The sequence below is a fragment of the Sulfurospirillum cavolei genome, assembly GCF_001548055.1.
Classification (GTDB): Bacteria; Campylobacterota; Campylobacteria; order Campylobacterales; family Sulfurospirillaceae; genus Sulfurospirillum.
Genome location: NZ_AP014724.1, coordinates 2,262,723 through 2,279,757, shown reverse-complemented (window position 1 = coordinate 2,279,757; position 17,035 = coordinate 2,262,723). Strand labels below are relative to the sequence as shown.

The following is a 17,035-nucleotide window of genomic DNA, read 5'->3' as shown; positions in this document are numbered from 1 at the left end:
TCATACTATAATTTACGTCAAGAATAATGCTAAACCATAAATCGTTTCAAAGAGAGAGTCCCCTTAACATGTATGCATTAGACGTGATTCAAAAAGAGCTTCACGAGGATATTTCACGCTTCGGACGAATGAGTTTTGTCAAAAAAGGCGAGGTGTTGATGCGTCCGGAAGAGTGTTTGGAGCACTTTTTCGTTATTTTGGAAGGGCGCGTGAAAGTCTCTCAAATTAACTTTGAAAACGGCAAAGAACAGATTTTGTACTTGCTGAGCAAAGGCGACATGTACGACGTTGTCAGTTTGTTGGACGGCAAGCTTCACGAAAACGTCGCTATGGCATTGGACGAAGTTAAAGTGCTTGTTTTCCCCATCGAACTGTTTCGCGAATGGATCGAAACGAAACCTTCGTTCAACAAACTGTTTCTCCCTTATGTCGCCAAGCAGTTGCGCGACGTCGAAAATTTGGCAAGCGAACTCTCCCTCTACGATACGACGACGCGCTTGATGAAGCTGATCGCGCGGAACATCGAAGAGCACGAGGGAAAACAGACGCTCAAACTCATCAACAACCTTTCGCACGAAGAGCTTGCGAGTTTGATCGGCACGGTGCGCAAAGTGCTCAACCGAAACCTTCAATCGCTCAAAAAACAAGGATTGATTGACGTGAAGCGCAAAGAAATTTTCATCAAAGACTCCCAAAACCTGCTCGAACACCTTCCCGAGAAATAAACGTCATACAAACCACGTGCTACCCTCTCAAGAGGCAAGTCATTTAGTGCTACAGCGGCTTAGCGTAGGCTTTTGGGCTTTGCCTAAAAGCCGTGATGAAAAAAGGGTTTTTGTGCTACTTAAGTGGCAGACATCCTTGATAGGATTGGGCTAAACTTCTCTCATCAAAAAACAATACAAGGAGTTAGCCATGTTAGTGACACGATTCAATCCGTTTAGAGAACTTAAAGAGCTTGAGAACAAGTTGTTCGGCTACTATCCTGATCAGTCGGACGAGAACGGTATCTCCGCGTTTAAGCCGAGTGTGAGCACCCGAGAGGGCGAATTTGCGTATCACGTCGAGGTTGATCTTCCCGGTGTTAAAAAAGAAGATATTCACATCGACTTGAAAGAAAATCAGTTGATTATTTCAGGAGAGAGAAGCTTCAAAGAGGAGCGCAAAGAAAAAGACTACTATAAAGTCGAAAGTTCCTACGGTAAATTCCAAAGAAGTTTCGCGCTTCCCGATAACGTCGATGTCGAAAATATTGAGGCAAGTAGCGAAAACGGCGTACTGGAAGTGGTGCTTCCTAAACTCAAGATCGAGAAAGCCGAAGTCAAAAAAATCGAAGTCAAATAAGCCTCTGAATCTTCTTCAAGGCAAGGGTTTTCCTTGCCTTCTTCCCCTTGATTCCTTACTTTTCTCTCTTTTTTGCTACAATCTTCGTGTGGATTTTACCATGAGGATTGGAAGCGGTGAAACGTCTTTTTCAAAAAATTTTATGGCCCTTACTGATCTTTCTGATCGGCGTTTTCGTCTCTGCCGTCGTTGCATGGAAGAGCGAAGAGTGGATCGAGCAAACGGAACAAACCCGTTTTACCAACGCATCAAACCAAGTCATTTTACTGATCGAAAAAGCACTCGATTCGAACGTGCAATTGCTTCAAAGCGCGGTTGCGTTTATGAACGCATCTTCGAACGTAACGCGTCTGGAATGGAAACGTTTTGCCGATCAACACCATGTCGAGCAAAACTTTCCGGGGCTTCACGCTTTAGGTTTCGCGCCGCTTGTCAGAGCACACGATCGTCCCGAACACGAACGCGAATTGTGGAATGAAGGGTTTCCTTATTATACGATTTTTCCGCAAGAAGAAGCCGGCGAAATTGCTTTTCCGATTATGTATTTGGAGCCTTTTACCGAACACAACCAAAAAGGACTCGGATACGACTTGATGAGCGAGAAAGTACGTAAAGAGGCGATTTTTCATGCGATTTCACGTGCGGAAACGACGCTTTCGTCTAAAATCGATCTGGTTCAAGAAAAGACCGACGACCAAAAACCCGGTTTTATTATTTTGCATCCGGTCTACACTCATACGGCACTTCCGTTATCCGATGCACAGCGTTTGGCGCAAACTAAGGGAATTATTTTTGTGGCGGTTAAAGCACAAACGCTCTTTCAAACGCTTTTGGAAGCCAACTATATTATGGTCGATTTTGAAATCTACGACGGCGATACGCCGGTGCTTCAAAAGAGGCTTTACGACTCAAAACCCGCTTTAACGATGCCAAAATTCGAACGTTACATCGTATTGGAATTTTACGGTAAAAAATGGACGCTTTATTTTAAATCCGATCAAGTGCTCGATATCGGTTTAGGACGCTACCTTCCCGCGGTTCAGATGAGTTTAGGCGTGCTTTTGTTTGCCCTTTTAAGCGCATGGATTTATGCATTGCAGCACACACGCGAAAAAGCGTATCGTATTGCCGAGGAAAAAACGCATCGACTGTTGGAGTCTGAAGCGGAAATCCGCTCGATTTTTCAAGCAATGAGCGAAGGCGTGATGGTATTTGACGCACAAGGTAATTTGATTGAGTGCAATCTTGCGTCGCAAGAGATGTTTAACCTCTCTTTGGGCGATATGCTCAATGTGTCGCCTTCAACGCTCAATGCCTGTCATGAAGACGGAAGCGCGTTTTTGAAAGAAGAACGCCCCGTTTACAGAGTTTTGGCGACCAAGCAAGCGTGTTACAACGTGATGATGGGGCATCGACGGGAAGAGGGCGAAGTGTTATGGTTTTTGATTAACGCGCAACCGATTTTCAAAGCCGATTTTGAAACGATCGAAAAGGTGGTCGTAACCTGTAGCGATATGAGCGAATACCGAAAATCAAGAAGGGAAATCGAACGCTATTTACATATTATCGATACCTGCGTCATGATCTCTAGCACCGATACGCAAGGAGTGATTACCGAGGCAAGCGACGCGTTTTGTAAAATTTCGGGTTATACCAAAGAGGAATTGATAGCTCAAACGCACCGTCTCTTGAGGCACCCGGACGTTCCGCTTTCGTTTTACGAAGCGATGTGGAAAACGCTACAAACGGGTACTTCATGGCACGGAGAGATTAAAAATCGGCGTAAAGACGGCTCGACGTATTGGGTCGATACGATCATTACGCCACGCTACGACGATGCGGACCGCTTGATCGGCTATATGGCGATTCGTAACGACATTACCGATAAAAAGCGTATCGAGGAACTTTCGGTAACCGATCAATTGACGGGATTGTACAATCGTTTGAAACTCGATGAACTGTTCGCGTTGTATTTGAGCTTGGCAAAACGGCACCGCTCGGCGTTTTCGATTGCACTTTTAGACATCGATAAATTTAAGTCAATCAACGATACTTACGGTCATCAAGTCGGCGACATCGTGTTGCAAGAGCTCTCTTCGGTGTTGAAAAGCCGTATTCGTAAAGAAGACGCGCTCGGACGATGGGGCGGCGAAGAATTTTTGATTTTGCTGCCCCAATGTGATCTTGCGGCGGCGTATGCTTTGGCAGAAAAGTTACGCGCTTTGGTCGAAAGCCACGCGTTGAGCCGCGTCGGAAGCAAAACGGTTAGTTTCGGCGTGGCGACGTTTCATATCGGCGATGATGAACAAAGTATGGTCGCGCGAGCGGACGAAGCGTTGTACCGTGCAAAAGCGCACGGACGTAATCGTGTCGAATGCGAAGTTTATACGCAAGATATCTCGTTCTAAACACTTTCTTAACCAAGAAAAGGTAAACTTTTCTTTTCATTTGACCGACGGTGTCGGCAAACTTTAGCATGCCGTAGGCTACGGTAAAAAGTCTACATGTCAAGATTGATTATAAGGAAAATAATGCCGTTTTGGAACCATATTTACGCTCATTTTGATCCGGTCGCTTTTAAATTAGGTCCGGTCGCCGTACATTGGTACGGATTGATGTACATGTTAGCCCTTTTAGGGGCACTCTATGCCGCAAAGTTTTTTGTCAAAAAAGATGCGCTCGGTTTTTCGAATCAAATTTTGGAAAGTTATTTTATTTGGATCGAAATCGGGATCGTTTTAGGCGCACGCATCGGGTATATTTTGTTTTACGATCCACATTTGGACTATTATTTGGCACATCCGTGGCAGATGTTTAACCCTTTTATGGACGGAACGTTCGTCGGTATTCGCGGTATGAGCTATCACGGCGCGATTGTAGGATTTTTACTGGGAACGTGGTTTTTCTACCTCAAATACAAAGTAAATATCTGGCGACTTTTGGACCTTGTCGCTTTAAGCGTACCCGTGGGGTATATTTTCGGGCGTATCGGGAACTTTTTAAATCAAGAGCTTTTCGGCCGCGTAACCGACGTACCGTGGGGCATTTACGTGGACGGTGTTTTGCGTCATCCTTCTCAATTGTACGAAGCGTTATTGGAAGGATTGGCGGTTTTTCTCTTGCTTTACCTGTACCGTTCGTCTAAAAAATTCGACGGCGAATTGATTGCGCTGTACGGTCTTTTCTACTCTTTGGCGCGCTTTACGGCGGAGTTTTGGCGCGAGCCTGATTTTCAAATCGGCTTTGTGTACGGAGGCTGGATGAGTAAAGGTCAAGCCCTTTCGCTCGTGATGGCGGTTGCGTCGCTTGTCTTATACGGGGTAATTAAAAGGCGGATGAAGAGGGGGTAAAAAATCCCTTTTAAATCCCCTCGGCTATATTATAATTTCGTAAACCGAGTTTTGAATTGACGAAAAAAAGTACAAAGTAGCCGAGGCTGTTGGGCTGAAAGCGTTGAAAACGACGCGATTAAACACATCAGAAGGCGCAAACGATGCGCCTTCTGATGTGTTTATTAAACTTCACAAAAAGGATGAGATGTGAGTGACCTACTTGAAGGTTTTCTAGGTACCAGCGTAGAAGGGAAAAAGAGTAGAGTTCCGGCAAAACTTGATTATATTCAAAGTGCGACCGGCCTCTTCTTAGGTTTGTTTATGTGGGGACATATGTTCTTTGTTTCAACGATTTTAATTAGCAAAGACTTTATGTACACCATAACCAAAATGTTCGAAGGCAGTATGTTCTTAAGCGAGCCGAAACCTTGGATCGTTTCAGGAATCGTATTGTTCGTTTTCGCCGTATTTATCGTTCACGCGATGCTCGGAATGCGAAAATTACCTATTACGTTTCGACAATACCAAGCCTATAAAACCCATATGGGCATGATGAAACACGATGATACGACGATGTGGTTTACACAAGCATTTACCGGTTTTGCGATGTTTTTTATGGGATCGGCGCACCTTTTGATGATGGCGGCACAATCCGATAAAATCGGACCGTTCGGATCGTCAGAGCGTATGTACGGCGATTTTATGTGGCCGTTTTACCTTCTTCTTCTTTTAGCCGTAGAGTTCCACGGCGGCATCGGTTTGTATCGCCTCTGTGTTAAATGGGGTTGGTTCGAAGGTGCTAACGCAAAAGAGTCTCGCAAGAACCTCAAAAAAGCAAAATGGGCCGTTACGGCGTTCTTCTTGGCGTTAGGACTCTTAACATTGGCCGCATACGTCAAATACGGGTACGAATATAGCCACGGTTTGGTCGATAAATATAAACCTACGGCACAAGTTGAAGTAAGATTTGATGAGAAGGTTAGGGCGTAAAAATGAACGTAAAATATTGTGATGCACTGGTCATCGGTGGCGGTTTAGCAGGTTTAAGAGCGGCGATTGCGACGCAATCCAAAGGTTTGAGTACAACGGTTTTAAGTTTATGTCCGGTAAAACGTTCGCATTCTGCGGCGGCACAAGGCGGTATGCAAGCAAGTCTTGGTAACTCAAAAATGAGTCGCGGCGACAACGAAGACGTTCACTTTGCCGATACCGTTAAAGGTAGCGACTGGGGTTGTGACCAAGAAGTTGCACGTATGTTCGTAACGGTTGCGCCTAAAGCGATCCGTGAGCTTGCTGGCTGGGGCGTGCCTTGGACGCGAATTGCCAAAGGCCCAAGAGAAGCGATCATCAACGCGGAGAGAACGACGATCGTTGAAGACGACGAAGTCCACGGTTACATTCACTCTCGCGACTTCGGCGGTACGAAAAAATGGAGAACCTGTTATACGGCGGATGCTACGGGACATACCATGCTTTTCGGCGTTGCGAATGAAGCGTTGAAACATAACGTCAATATCGAAGATCGAAAAGAAGCGATTGCGTTGATTCATGAAAACAACCGTTGTTACGGTGCGATCGTAAGAGACCTTGTAACCGGTGAGCTTTGGGCTTACGTTGCTAAAGGAACACTCATCGCAACAGGCGGTTACGGAAGACTTTACAAACAAACGACCAATGCGGTTATCTGCGACGGTATCGGCGCGGCGATTGCACTTGAAACGGGCGTTGCACAGCTCGGCAATATGGAAGCGGTACAATTTCACCCGACTCCGATCGTTCCGTCAGGCATTCTTTTAACGGAAGGTTGCCGAGGAGACGGCGGTATTTTACGCGACGTTGACGGTCACCGTTTTATGCCGGACTACGAACCTGAGAAAAAAGAACTCGCCAGCCGCGACGTCGTAAGCCGTCGTATGATGGAACACATTCGTAAAGGCAAAGGTGTCAAATCTCCGTACGGCGAGCACTTATGGCTTGATATTTCGATTCTCGGTCGTGCGCACATCGAGCGTAACCTAAGAGACGTACAAGAAATTTGCCAAATCTTTAACGGCATCGATCCTGCGGATGAAGGTCCAAAAGGTTGGGCACCGGTTCTTCCGATGCAACACTACTCTATGGGCGGTATCAGAACCAAACCGACCGGCGAGTCTCCGACGTTAAAAGGACTTTTTAGTGCGGGTGAAGCGGCATGTTGGGATATGCACGGATTTAACCGTTTGGGCGGTAACTCCGTCAGCGAAACCGTTGTTGCGGGTATGATCGTGGGTGATTATTTTGCAGATTTTTGTTTGTCCAACGAAGTAGACGTCAACACGGCGACTATCGAAAAAACGTTGAAAAAACAATCCGATTTCATCAACCACTTGTTAACCAACAAAGGTAAATACAACATTTTTGAAATCAAAAACAGAATGCGCGACATTATGTGGGAAAAAGTAGCGATTTTCCGTGACGGTAAAGGTCTTGCCGAAGCCGTAAACGAGCTTGAAGAGCTACTCAAAAAATCACACGACGTTACCGTTAAATCCAAAACAACCTCTGCCAATCCGGAGCTTGAAGAAGCGTATCGCGTACCGATGATGCTCAAACTGGCTCTTTGTGTGGCTATGGGTGCTCGCGAGAGAACGGAAAGCCGTGGTGCGCATTACCGAGAAGACTTCTTGAAACGTGATGATGCCAACTGGTTGAAACGTACCCTTACGTCATGGAAAGAGGGCGCGACTCTTCCAACCGTAAGCTATGAAGATTTAGACATTATGAAAATGGAAATCCCGCCGGCGTTCCGCGGATACGGCGCAAAAGGTATGATTATCGAAAACGAACTCAGCCTTAAACGCCAAGAAGAAGTGGATAAAATCCGAGAAGAGATGGAAGCCGCAGGCAAAGATCGACACGAAATTCAAGACGCGTTGATGCCATTTGAACTTCAACCTTACTATAAAGCTAAAAATGAGAGATTTGGAGATGCAAAATGAGTAGAACTATTACCATCAGGGCTATGAAATATAACCCGCAATCAAAACTTTCAAAGGCGCATTTTGCAGAGTACAAGCTGGAAGAAACCGATGGTATGACTTTGTTTATCGCCTTAACAAAGATTCGCGAAACGTTGGATGCCGACTTATCGTTTGACTTCGTATGCCGTGCCGGTATTTGCGGTAGCTGCGGTATGATGGTTAACGGTAAACCCGCACTTGCATGCCGTACGTTGACGAAAAACTTTCCTGAAGGTGTAATTCAATTAATGCCGATGCCGGCGTTTAAGTTGATTAAAGACCTTTCCGTCGATACGGGTAACTGGATGAACGGTATGAGTAAACGCGTCGAGAGTTGGATTCACACCAACCATAAACCCGACATCGCAAAACTCGAAGCACCGATGGATCCGAAACTTGCCGACGAGACGTTTGAGCTGGATCGTTGTATCGAGTGCGGTATCTGCGTCGCGGCGTGCGGTACGAAATTGATGCGCCCTAACTTTATCGGTGCGGTCGGTATCAACAGAGTGGCCCGTTTTGCCATGGACCCTCACGATGAAAGAACCGATGAGGATTATTACGAGCTTATCGGCGACGATGACGGAATTTTTGGATGTATGAGTTTGGTCGCATGTGAAGACAACTGCCCTAAACACTTACCGCTTCAATCTAAAATTGCGTATATGAGACGAAAACTCGTCGCACTTCGCGATAAATAGTCGACTTTCAAAAAGGACGAAGCACTTGCTTCGTCCTTTGTTTAATCTTTTCCGTTAACTCCGTATTTTGGTTTTTATTATAATAAAAGCTGATATAATCAAAAAAACATTTAAAGATAGATTCGTATGCATGTGATTCACGATTTTTTTCTGCTGATTTGGAACGAACGGCTACAACAACCCGCTGTTTTCGACGAAACGCTTATGGATGCGCTGATGCGGTTTGCCGCGCGCGATCAAGACGCTTTTTGCGATCATCTGACGATTGTTTTGATGCTAACGCCGCAAAACCTCTCAAGCGTCGCATCGCTTGAACCGACTCAAACCGTCTTTACGACACTTTTTTCAAACCTTCCGACGCAAAAAACATGCATGTATGCCCAAAAACATGCCTTAGAGTGTTTGGTTCGCTTAGGCAATCTTTCGTTGGTCGTTTCAATCGAGGAGCGTTTAGAGCGTTTACGAAAAGAAGGCATTATCTCTTACGACGCTTTGCGTAGTTTAAGCAGCGTTCTTGCCTTAATCGAAGAGAAAAAAGTCGAAACGCTTCCTTTTGAAATCAAAAGTGCGCTCGGCGGAAAAAATTACTATCAAAATGCATTGAATCTTTTGCAAACGGCGATTTCCAACCTGCATAACGTCGTTGAAAACGATACGTTTCGCGAGCGACTAAATCAAACGCACGAGCGTTTGACGAAAGGAGACTTTTCTATCGGCGTAACGGGAGTCATGAATGCCGGTAAATCGACCATGCTCAACGCCTTACTCGGTGAAGAGGTACTCGGAACGTCCGTGGTTCCCGAAACGGCCAATTTAACGCTGATTCGTTATGCGCAACAGCCTTATGCGATTGTTCATTTTTGGAATCGAAAAGAGTGGCAACGTATCGAAGAGGGCGCAACGAGGCTTAAAAGTCTCGAGGCATTCGTACACGAGTCAAAGACGCATTTCGGTACGCAATTTGAAAGCTTTATTACGCCTCAAGGACTCAGCCAAACTATTCGTACCGATCAATTAGCGCAGTTTACTTCCGCAAAACATTCCGATAAAAAATGCAATCTCGTCAAAAGCGTTGAGCTTTACACCGATTTAAACTTTCTTAAAGAAGGCGTCGTCATCGTCGATACTCCGGGCTTAGACGATCCCGTCGTCCAACGCGAAGAGATAACCGTATCGTACCTTAGCGAATGCGATTTAATGATTCACTTGATGAATGCGGCACAAGCGGCGACGCAAAAAGACGTCGATTTTATCATCGATGCTTTACTCTACCGCAACGTTGCTCAGCTATTGGTCGTCATTACGCGCATCGACGCCGTGCGGGAAGACGAACTCGAAGAGGTCATCACGTATACCAAACAAAGCATTGAAGCGCGTTTGAGAGAACAAAACAAAGCTTCACGCTTAGACGACGTGATCGCACGGATCGTTTTTCTTCCGATGGCAGGAAAATTGGCGTTGCTGCACAAGCTCGGACGAGGGGAAGAGGCGTTAGCCCTCGGATACGACCAGCAAAAAACGGGTATTTTAGCTTTGGAAGCGTATTTGGAAGAGGTCTTGTTCGGAGAAAAAAGCCATAAAGCGCGACTCATCGTCTCCTCTAACCGCAAAGAACTCGAAAGCATCGTTGAAAGTGCCTTGAGTGCCTTTGCGCACGAGAAGCGTTTGCTAGACGTTTCCAAAGAAGAGGTGGCGGCGGCATACGAAGAACATCAAGCACAAAAAGGGCGCATCGCTTCATTTTTAGAGCAGATAAAACAAACGCTAAACGAGAGTCGAAACGACATGCAACTCTACTTTACGACGCTTCAGAAGTTTGCGCTGCAAAGACTTGAAACTTTGCAAGGTGTTTTGAAACGCCGCATTTACGATGACGTGAGTTACGAAACGACGAAAAACAAACGTTTACCCAAAGAAGAGCGTATTGCTTCGATGATCGAAACGGCAATGAAAGACGGAATGGTCGATTTGATTCGGGATTATCGTTACGAATTCGAGAAAAAAACGCACGGTATGTTTGAATACATGAACGCCAAATACGGAGAGTTTCAGCACGAAAGCAGTGCCGTAATGCTTGATGCGCGCAGTTTTTGTGAAGAACATTTAAGCGCATTATCGGTCTTTAAAAATAATGCGGCACTGATGCAAGGCATTGAAAGCGCGATGCATCGTCACGCAAAAAGCGATTTAAGCCGGTTCTCGCAAGAGTGCGATCTTGTTTTGGATGAAGAGTTTGCGCAAATCAAAGAGATGATCGAAGCCAAGCTCGTCCCGATGAACGCCGCGCTTTTACAAGCCTTCATCGCACACTGTGAAGCTCCTGCACACACCCTTGAGATGCGTTTTATTCAAGAGGGCGAACTCTTGGAAAAAGCGATGCATCGCATTCAAGATCAAGGGTTTAGACGTGAAGTTCGTTTGGACGAAATTGGCGAAAAAGAGCGCGTATTGCTATGCGTACGAGACGAGTTGCGAACGATAATGGAGGCACAATGAGCCGTATTTTAGAGACTTTTATCGCGTGTTATCACGAACGTTTTTTAAAGCAAACGCCGACGTTTGACGCGACGCTTTTAGGATTTCTCAAAAAACTTCAGTATGTTCTGCTGGACGAATCGCATTTACCTTCCGCACAACTGACGTATGCACTCGAACAGTTGCAAATACGTTCCGAAGAACCGATGAAAGTGGCCATTACGGGGCAGTTTTCCAGCGGTAAGTCTACGTTCTTAAATGCGCTTTTGGCAAAAAATATCTTGCCGACGGGCATTACGCCGGTCACGTCGAAGGTCAATTACATTCGCTACGGCGACGCTTTTAAGATTCGTGTCCATTATAAGGACGGTCGCGACGAATACCACGATATTGCTACGATCGCGCGCTTTACCGATCAACGGGAAAACGTCGAAGATATTGCGTATTTGGTTTTGTACGCACCGCTCAATATTCTCAAAGACATTGTCTTCGTCGATACGCCGGGGCTCAATTCTCAAGCGGCAAGCGACACGCAAACGACGGAAAAAGTCTTACGCGAGGTAGACGGCATTATCTGGTTGACCTTGATCGACAATGCGGGGAAAATGAGCGAACTGCATGTGCTAGAAGCGTACCTCGGAAAATACCAAAATAAATCTTTATGCGTTCTCAATCAAAAAGACAAGTTTACCGAAGCGCAAGTCTCTCAAACCGAGGAATACGTTAAAACCGCCTTCAAAGAGTTTTTTAGCGACGTCATTCCCATTTCGGCACGTCAGGCGTTGGAGTCACGAAGCCACGATAAAAAAGTGATGATGCAAGAACGGCTTGACGCTTTTATGCAAAGCTTACATGTCAAGCTTGAAAAAAGCGGCGATAAGCTTGACTTTGCACAAATTGAGCAAGATTTTAAAGCGTATGAAGCCTCGTTGGACATTATTTTACAAAGCGATTTGGGAGCCAATCTCGAACTTTTAAAAGCGTCCAATATCGATAAAGTCTTAGACTTCATTCGCAACGAAATACAACCCAAAGCGACCCAATCCAAAGAGTTTGCCATCAAAAAAGAGATTGAAGAGATTACGGGTAAACTCATCGCGCAACACGAACTTTTTATCGCGATTTACGATCAACTTTTGAATGAAATTTTACGTTTTGAGTCTGAGGCGACGGCACTGTTTACGGATCTTAAGGGAAAATTTTCACACGATCTAAAAAGTGCTTTTATGCGTATCGAACAGATTATCGACACCATTGCCGATGCGATTTACAACCAAGTGACGCGCGAAAAAAAAGTGCGCTACGAAGCTCAAAAAGAAGGACTTTTTTCCAAACGAATCGCTTATGTGCCGTTTGAGTATTTGGCCCCCAAAATCAATTCCGATTTGATCTATAAAAACCTTTTCTACGACGATAACGTCATCGGAAAAATGTTCAAACAGTACGTACGAAGCTTGGGTGCGATTCAAAACGAAGTCAACGATAAAAACCGCTTGGTTTATCGCTCTTTGGAACACGGCATTTTAAAATGGCAAGCACCTTATGAGATTATCCGAAAAAGCGAAGCGTTGCATTCGGATATCGAATTTGCTAACCTTCGCCGTTTCGCTTCCAAAGTCTATGAGACGATTTTAAAGCCTTTTAACGATGAAATTGCGGACTCTTACGCCAAGATCAGTTCGGAATTTAACCACCTTAGCAGTGCCGTGAGCTTTAATTATCAAAACGCTACCGAAGTTTGCGTGGCGTTTTTGGAAAATAAGATCGAAAAATCGCTCAAACTTTATGAAGAGAATCCGACGAAGTTTTCGTTATATCAGCCTAAAATCGACGAGATCAAAGAACGGCTTCGCACCGCTTTTCACCTCTACGAACTTGAAAATATGATGAATACGCGCCATACGTTTTTGAGCAAAGATTACGATCGTTTGATTGTGCATTTTCAAGAGATTAAAGACGCGAAAGTAGCCTTTATCGAAGAGAAAAAAGCACGGCATTTGAAGTTTATAGAGCAGATTACTCTTTTGGTAAACGAGATAGCGTAACGTCGATTTTTCGTAACATGTCACGAAAAACCGGCGTTGAAACGACAGGTAAAAATCTTACATGTAACGTTTTTCTTTGAGCAGTTTGTAGAGTTTTAAAAGTGAAATAAAAAGTGTCGTAATCGCAGGTCCTAAAATCATTCCCCAAAAACCGAACGTCGTCAAACCCGCGAAGATGGCGAAAAAGATTAAAAGCTCGTTAACGGCGGTCGGCGTTTTGACCAATTTGTTATTGATGTACTTGATAAAAAGCGGCTTGACGAACGTATCTGCGATAATAGAAATCACGATAATCGAATAAAGCGCGATCACGACGGCGGCAGTAACGTTACCGTGTGCCAACTCCAGAGCACATAAAGGCACCCACATCAAAGCTCCCCCGATAATAGGAATCAGCGAAGCAAAACCGTAGAAAATCCCAAGCAATAAGCCGTCGTATCCAAAAACCATACCGATGATCGAAAAAAGCGCACCCTGAAAAATGGCACTCAGTAAAATAGAGTAAAAAACGACGCTCATGACGTTGGTCACTTCGACAAAAACGAAATTGACCTCTTTTGCGTCCATCGGCATCACGCTTTTAAAATAGTCGATCAAATCTTTGCCGTTTAAAAGCGCGAAAAAGAAGAAAACGACGATCAGAAGCATGTCTTTTAAAAAGCCGGCACTGTTTTTACCGATAGCTCCTAAATACGAGAGTGCCGTCGTCGAAATTTGAGCGATATTGAGGTTATTGATAAAATCGTCCAAATTAGGTTGTAAAAAGGCTAGTGCGTCGGGTAGTCTATAGTCGAGGTTTCGCAAATAGGTTTGTACTTTTTCGATCATCGAAAGATCGAAGTTGTTAACGATACCGCCGACGGAAGTGATCGTATAGACGATAGGTCCGAACAGCAATACCAAGAGCAAAAGCGTCGACAACAATGCTGAAACATGTTTGTTGCGAAAGATCGTGTAGAGCTTAAAATTGATATTGTACGTTGCCATCGCCAGTAAAGAAGCAATCGTAATAATCATCAAAAAAGGCTCGTAAAGTTTGATGATCGAGTAAATGACCGCCAGAAAAATAGCCGTTAAAAAAAAGCGATGTTCGTTCATACATGGTCCTCAAATAATCCGTTTTGCATCAAAGGCGGCGTAAGCCTGAAAAGCTCATACGTTTTAGGCGTCGCAACCCGTCCGCGCGCGGTGCGCTCGATATAGCCGTTAGCCAGCAAATAAGGCTCGATTACATCTTCGATCGTGCCTTCGTCTTCACTAAGCGCCGCGGCAATCGTGCTCAGTCCTAAAGGGCGACCTTTGGCTTGAATCAGTAACTCCAAATACTTTAAATCGAGTTCATCAAAGCCCAAGTCGTTAACGCCTAGTTCATTCAAGCCGTAACGTGCACGCTCTTTCGTGATAGAGGTTTCATCGCTCACGTCGGCATAATCGCGAATACGTTTTAAAAGACGCAATGCGATACGCGGCGTTCCCCTCGAACGGCGCGCCATCTCCAAAGCGGCGTCTTGCAAACAGAGTTTTTCAAGTTTGCCGGAGGCTTTGGTAATAATCTGCGCCAACTCCTCTTTGGTGTAAAACTGCAAACGAAAATGCATTCCGAAACGATCGCGTAAAGGTGAACTGATCATACCCGCACGCGTGGTCGCCCCGATAAGGGTAAAGCGGGGCAGGTCGATTTTGATCGTTTGTGCCGCAGGTCCAGAGCCGATGATAATATCCAGTCGGTAATCTTCCATTGCCGGATACAAAATCTCTTCAATGGCAGGCGAGAGCCTGTGGATTTCGTCGATAAACAAAATGTCGCCCTCTTGAAGGTTGGTCAAAATTGCCGCCAAATCACCGCTCTTTTCGATCATCGGTGCAGCGGTAATTTTAATATTAGCGCGCATTTCGTTGGAAATAATATGCGCCAAAGTGGTTTTACCAAGACCGGGAGGACCGAAAAAAAGAATATGGTCTAAGCATTCGGAGCGTTTAAGGGCGGCTTGAATAAAGACATGGAGATTCTTTTTGATCTTTTCTTGTCCGATGTACTCTTCAAAAGAGGTCGGTCTTAAACTTTTTTCGTATTCGCTCTCAAAAGAGACTTTTTCGATTTCGACGATGCGTTCCATTCTCTTACTTTTGATAGGTGTATTCGGTTTGCGGGAAAGAACGCTCTTGAACCTCTTTGATATAAGCGTCAAGTGCTGTTTGGACCAAGGTGGCACCCTCAAGGTAACGCTTGACGAATTTAGGTTGAAAAGCTTGGAAAAAGCCTAACATGTCACTCCAAACCAAGACTTGCCCATCGGTATATTTCCCTGCGCCGATGCCGATCGTAGGAATAGAAATCGCTTCGGAAATACGTTTGGCGGCTTCTTCGACAACACCCTCGATTACGACGCTAAATGCGCCGGCTTTTTCGACGGCTCTGGCGTCTTCGATGAGGGTTACAATATCTTCTTCGGTGCGACCGCGTACTTTGTATCCGCCTTCACTCCGTACGAATTGCGGCATTAAACCGATATGTCCCATCACCGCAATGGAATTTTGCGTCAAGGCTTTGATAATCGGCGCACGGGCTATGCCGCCTTCAATCTTCACGGCATGTGCATCGGTTTCGGCATAAACGCGTGAGGCGTTGTAAATCGCCGTTTTTTCGTCGGTATAAGTACCAAAAGGCATATCGCAAACGATAAAAGTCTCTTTTGCTCCCGCACAAACCGCTTTCGTGTGGTAGAGCATAACGTCCATGGATGCCGAGAGCGTATCGGGTTTGGCGTTAAAGCTCATATTGAGACTATCGCCCACAAGAATGATATCGACTTTTTGATCGAAGAGGGAAGCAAAAAGCGCATCATACGCGGTAATGACGGTTAAAGGAGTCGTTCCTTTATGTTTTTGAATGGATGTAATTGTTTTCATAAAGAGGATTATACCCTAATTTGGGATAAGAAAATTTTAGATTAAAAATGGTACAATGAGTCACTTCGGAGGTATGCACCATGGGTATTCTGGCACAATTGGAAGTCGATTTTGATATGGAAATTGTTGAAGATTTTGTTTCCCATTTTGCGATCATGTGTGAAAACATGGAACCTTTAATTATCGGAATGAGTAAAGCGGATCGCTACAGCGATAACATCGGAGATCTTTTTCGTATTTTCCACAATATGAAATCCGCCGCCGGTTTTTTAAAATTAGACCCGATTATCAAATTAGCGGTTTTAGCCGAAGACATTGCCGAAGAAGCGCGCGTGTTAAAAGGACCCGCAAGTGAAGCGTTTATCGATTGGTTGCTTTTGGTCAGCGATCAGTTTGAAAAATACCGCAAGGACGTTGAAGACGACGCGCCCTTTTTTACCGTGTTAAATCCCTTGATTATAAAAGTACCCCATCAGTTGGAGAAAGAGTGAAGCAATTAGTCGCGTACGTAACGGCGGGTTTCCCCGATAAAGCATTTACATTGGATTTGGTATCGTCCTTAAAACAATCGGGCGTCGATAAATTAGAGTTAGGTATTCCTTTTTCCGATCCCGTGGCGGATGGTCCGATCATCGAATCGGCAAACCTTAAAGCCTTACAAAACGGTTTTAAACTTGAAACGCTTTTTGAAATATCTTCCGTCGTTGCGACGGAACTTGAGACGTATTGGATGGGATATTTTAATCCTTTTTACCATAAAGGTTTAGATGCTATCACGCAAAAAGCACTCGATTTGGGCGTTAAAGGTTTTATTATCCCCGATTTGCCGCATGAAGAAGCATTGTGTTACATGCCTTTGATGCAGCAACGCCGCCTTTCAATGGTTAGCTTCGTCGCACCGACCGATACTAAAGAGCGTATCGCACATATCGTCAAGCATGCACAAGGGTTTATTTACCTCGTCGCGTATGCCGGTATTACGGGAGCACATGCCGGCGAAGATTTGAGCAAAACGATTCATGCGATTAAAGAACAGAGTCAAACGCCGGTGTTCGTAGGATTCGGTGTGAATGAAAAGACGGCTAAGGAACGGGCAAAAGGCGTTGAAGGCGTTATCGTAGGAAGTGCGTTTGTCGAAGTCTTATTGGATGAGAGCCTAAGCGGTACTCAAAAAATCGAAAAAATTGCGGAAAAAGCACGCATCATCAAAGAAAAAATTAACGCTTAAG

The 17,035-nt window shown here is 45.0% G+C and carries 14 protein-coding genes; 11 read left to right on the top strand and 3 right to left on the bottom strand.

All coding sequences use genetic code 11. From position 1 onward, the window contains the following. The first annotated feature begins 68 nt into the window (after positions 1 to 68). The 9 genes from UCH003_RS11405 to UCH003_RS11365 all read left to right on the top strand — a co-directional run bounded on the left by UCH003_RS11405 (position 69) and on the right by UCH003_RS11365 (position 12,896). On the top strand, positions 69 to 725 hold the full coding sequence (locus tag UCH003_RS11405) for a Crp/Fnr family transcriptional regulator (protein WP_060826596.1): 657 nt from the start codon (positions 69 to 71) through the stop codon (positions 723 to 725). Between the two features lie 190 nt (positions 726 to 915). After that, a complete protein-coding gene (locus tag UCH003_RS11400) occupies positions 916 to 1,344 on the top strand; it encodes an Hsp20/alpha crystallin family protein (RefSeq protein WP_060826595.1) in 429 nt (142 codons plus the stop codon). Between the two features lie 116 nt (positions 1,345 to 1,460). Beyond that, positions 1,461 to 3,752, top strand: coding sequence for a sensor domain-containing diguanylate cyclase (locus tag UCH003_RS11395; protein WP_060826594.1), 2,292 nt, complete (start codon positions 1,461 to 1,463; stop codon positions 3,750 to 3,752). A gap of 123 nt (positions 3,753 to 3,875) precedes the next feature. After that, positions 3,876 to 4,694, top strand: a complete 819-nt coding sequence (lgt, locus tag UCH003_RS11390) for a prolipoprotein diacylglyceryl transferase (protein WP_060826593.1) — start codon at positions 3,876 to 3,878, stop codon at positions 4,692 to 4,694. A 189-nt stretch (positions 4,695 to 4,883) separates the two neighbouring features. Continuing rightward, positions 4,884 to 5,666 (top strand): fumarate reductase cytochrome b subunit, encoded by a 783-nt coding sequence (locus UCH003_RS11385; protein ID WP_060826592.1) that lies wholly within the window; start codon positions 4,884 to 4,886, stop codon positions 5,664 to 5,666. A 2-nt stretch (positions 5,667 to 5,668) separates the two neighbouring features. Next, a complete protein-coding gene (locus UCH003_RS11380) occupies positions 5,669 to 7,654 on the top strand; it encodes a fumarate reductase flavoprotein subunit (protein ID WP_060826591.1) in 1,986 nt (661 codons plus the stop codon). Next, entirely contained in the window at positions 7,651 to 8,376 is a 726-nt protein-coding gene (locus tag UCH003_RS11375; protein WP_039672183.1) for a fumarate reductase iron-sulfur subunit, read from the top strand. The genes UCH003_RS11380 and UCH003_RS11375 overlap by 4 nt, the downstream gene beginning before the upstream one ends. Before the next feature lie 126 nt (positions 8,377 to 8,502). After that, positions 8,503 to 10,872 (top strand): dynamin family protein, encoded by a 2,370-nt coding sequence (locus UCH003_RS11370; protein WP_060826590.1) that lies wholly within the window; start codon positions 8,503 to 8,505, stop codon positions 10,870 to 10,872. Beyond that, a complete protein-coding gene (locus UCH003_RS11365) occupies positions 10,869 to 12,896 on the top strand; it encodes a dynamin family protein (protein ID WP_060826589.1) in 2,028 nt (675 codons plus the stop codon). Before UCH003_RS11370 ends, UCH003_RS11365 begins: the two co-directional genes overlap by 4 nt. Positions 12,897 to 12,953: 57 nt before the next feature. Here the strand turns inward: UCH003_RS11365 and UCH003_RS11360 are convergent, their stop codons facing one another. The 3 genes from UCH003_RS11360 to panB are packed head-to-tail and all read right to left on the bottom strand — an operon-like array spanning position 12,954 to position 15,806. Then, positions 12,954 to 13,994, bottom strand: coding sequence for an AI-2E family transporter (locus UCH003_RS11360; RefSeq protein WP_039672186.1), 1,041 nt, complete (start codon positions 13,992 to 13,994; stop codon positions 12,954 to 12,956). After that, positions 13,991 to 15,013 (bottom strand): Holliday junction branch migration DNA helicase RuvB, encoded by a 1,023-nt coding sequence (gene ruvB, locus UCH003_RS11355; RefSeq protein ID WP_060826588.1) that lies wholly within the window; start codon positions 15,011 to 15,013, stop codon positions 13,991 to 13,993. Before ruvB ends, UCH003_RS11360 begins: the two co-directional genes overlap by 4 nt. Positions 15,014 to 15,017: 4 nt before the next feature. Then, positions 15,018 to 15,806, bottom strand: coding sequence for a 3-methyl-2-oxobutanoate hydroxymethyltransferase (panB, locus tag UCH003_RS11350; RefSeq protein WP_060826587.1), 789 nt, complete (start codon positions 15,804 to 15,806; stop codon positions 15,018 to 15,020). Between the two features lie 80 nt (positions 15,807 to 15,886). Between panB and UCH003_RS11345 the strand changes: the two genes are divergently transcribed. Both UCH003_RS11345 and trpA read left to right on the top strand, forming a co-directional pair. Next, positions 15,887 to 16,297, top strand: coding sequence for an Hpt domain-containing protein (locus UCH003_RS11345; protein WP_041962864.1), 411 nt, complete (start codon positions 15,887 to 15,889; stop codon positions 16,295 to 16,297). Beyond that, positions 16,294 to 17,034, top strand: a complete 741-nt coding sequence (gene trpA / locus UCH003_RS11340; protein ID WP_039672190.1) for a tryptophan synthase subunit alpha — start codon at positions 16,294 to 16,296, stop codon at positions 17,032 to 17,034. Before UCH003_RS11345 ends, trpA begins: the two co-directional genes overlap by 4 nt. Position 17,035 lies beyond the last annotated feature (1 nt).

Bases quoted from the DNA above. Each gene is read 5' to 3' on its own strand.
- lgt (WP_060826593.1), top strand. From the start codon at position 3,876: ATGCCGTTTTGGAACCATATTTACGCTCATTTTGATCCGGTCGCTTTT.
- ruvB (WP_060826588.1), bottom strand. From the start codon at position 15,013: ATGGAACGCATCGTCGAAATCGAAAAAGTCTCTTTTGAGAGCGAATAC.
- UCH003_RS11370 (WP_060826590.1), top strand. From the start codon at position 8,503: ATGCATGTGATTCACGATTTTTTTCTGCTGATTTGGAACGAACGGCTA.
- UCH003_RS11380 (WP_060826591.1), top strand. From the start codon at position 5,669: ATGAACGTAAAATATTGTGATGCACTGGTCATCGGTGGCGGTTTAGCA.
- UCH003_RS11360 (WP_039672186.1), bottom strand. From the start codon at position 13,994: ATGAACGAACATCGCTTTTTTTTAACGGCTATTTTTCTGGCGGTCATT.
- UCH003_RS11375 (WP_039672183.1), top strand. From the start codon at position 7,651: ATGAGTAGAACTATTACCATCAGGGCTATGAAATATAACCCGCAATCA.
- UCH003_RS11345 (WP_041962864.1), top strand. From the start codon at position 15,887: ATGGGTATTCTGGCACAATTGGAAGTCGATTTTGATATGGAAATTGTT.
- UCH003_RS11405 (WP_060826596.1), top strand. From the start codon at position 69: ATGTATGCATTAGACGTGATTCAAAAAGAGCTTCACGAGGATATTTCA.
- UCH003_RS11365 (WP_060826589.1), top strand. From the start codon at position 10,869: ATGAGCCGTATTTTAGAGACTTTTATCGCGTGTTATCACGAACGTTTT.
- UCH003_RS11400 (WP_060826595.1), top strand. From the start codon at position 916: ATGTTAGTGACACGATTCAATCCGTTTAGAGAACTTAAAGAGCTTGAG.
- panB (WP_060826587.1), bottom strand. From the start codon at position 15,806: ATGAAAACAATTACATCCATTCAAAAACATAAAGGAACGACTCCTTTA.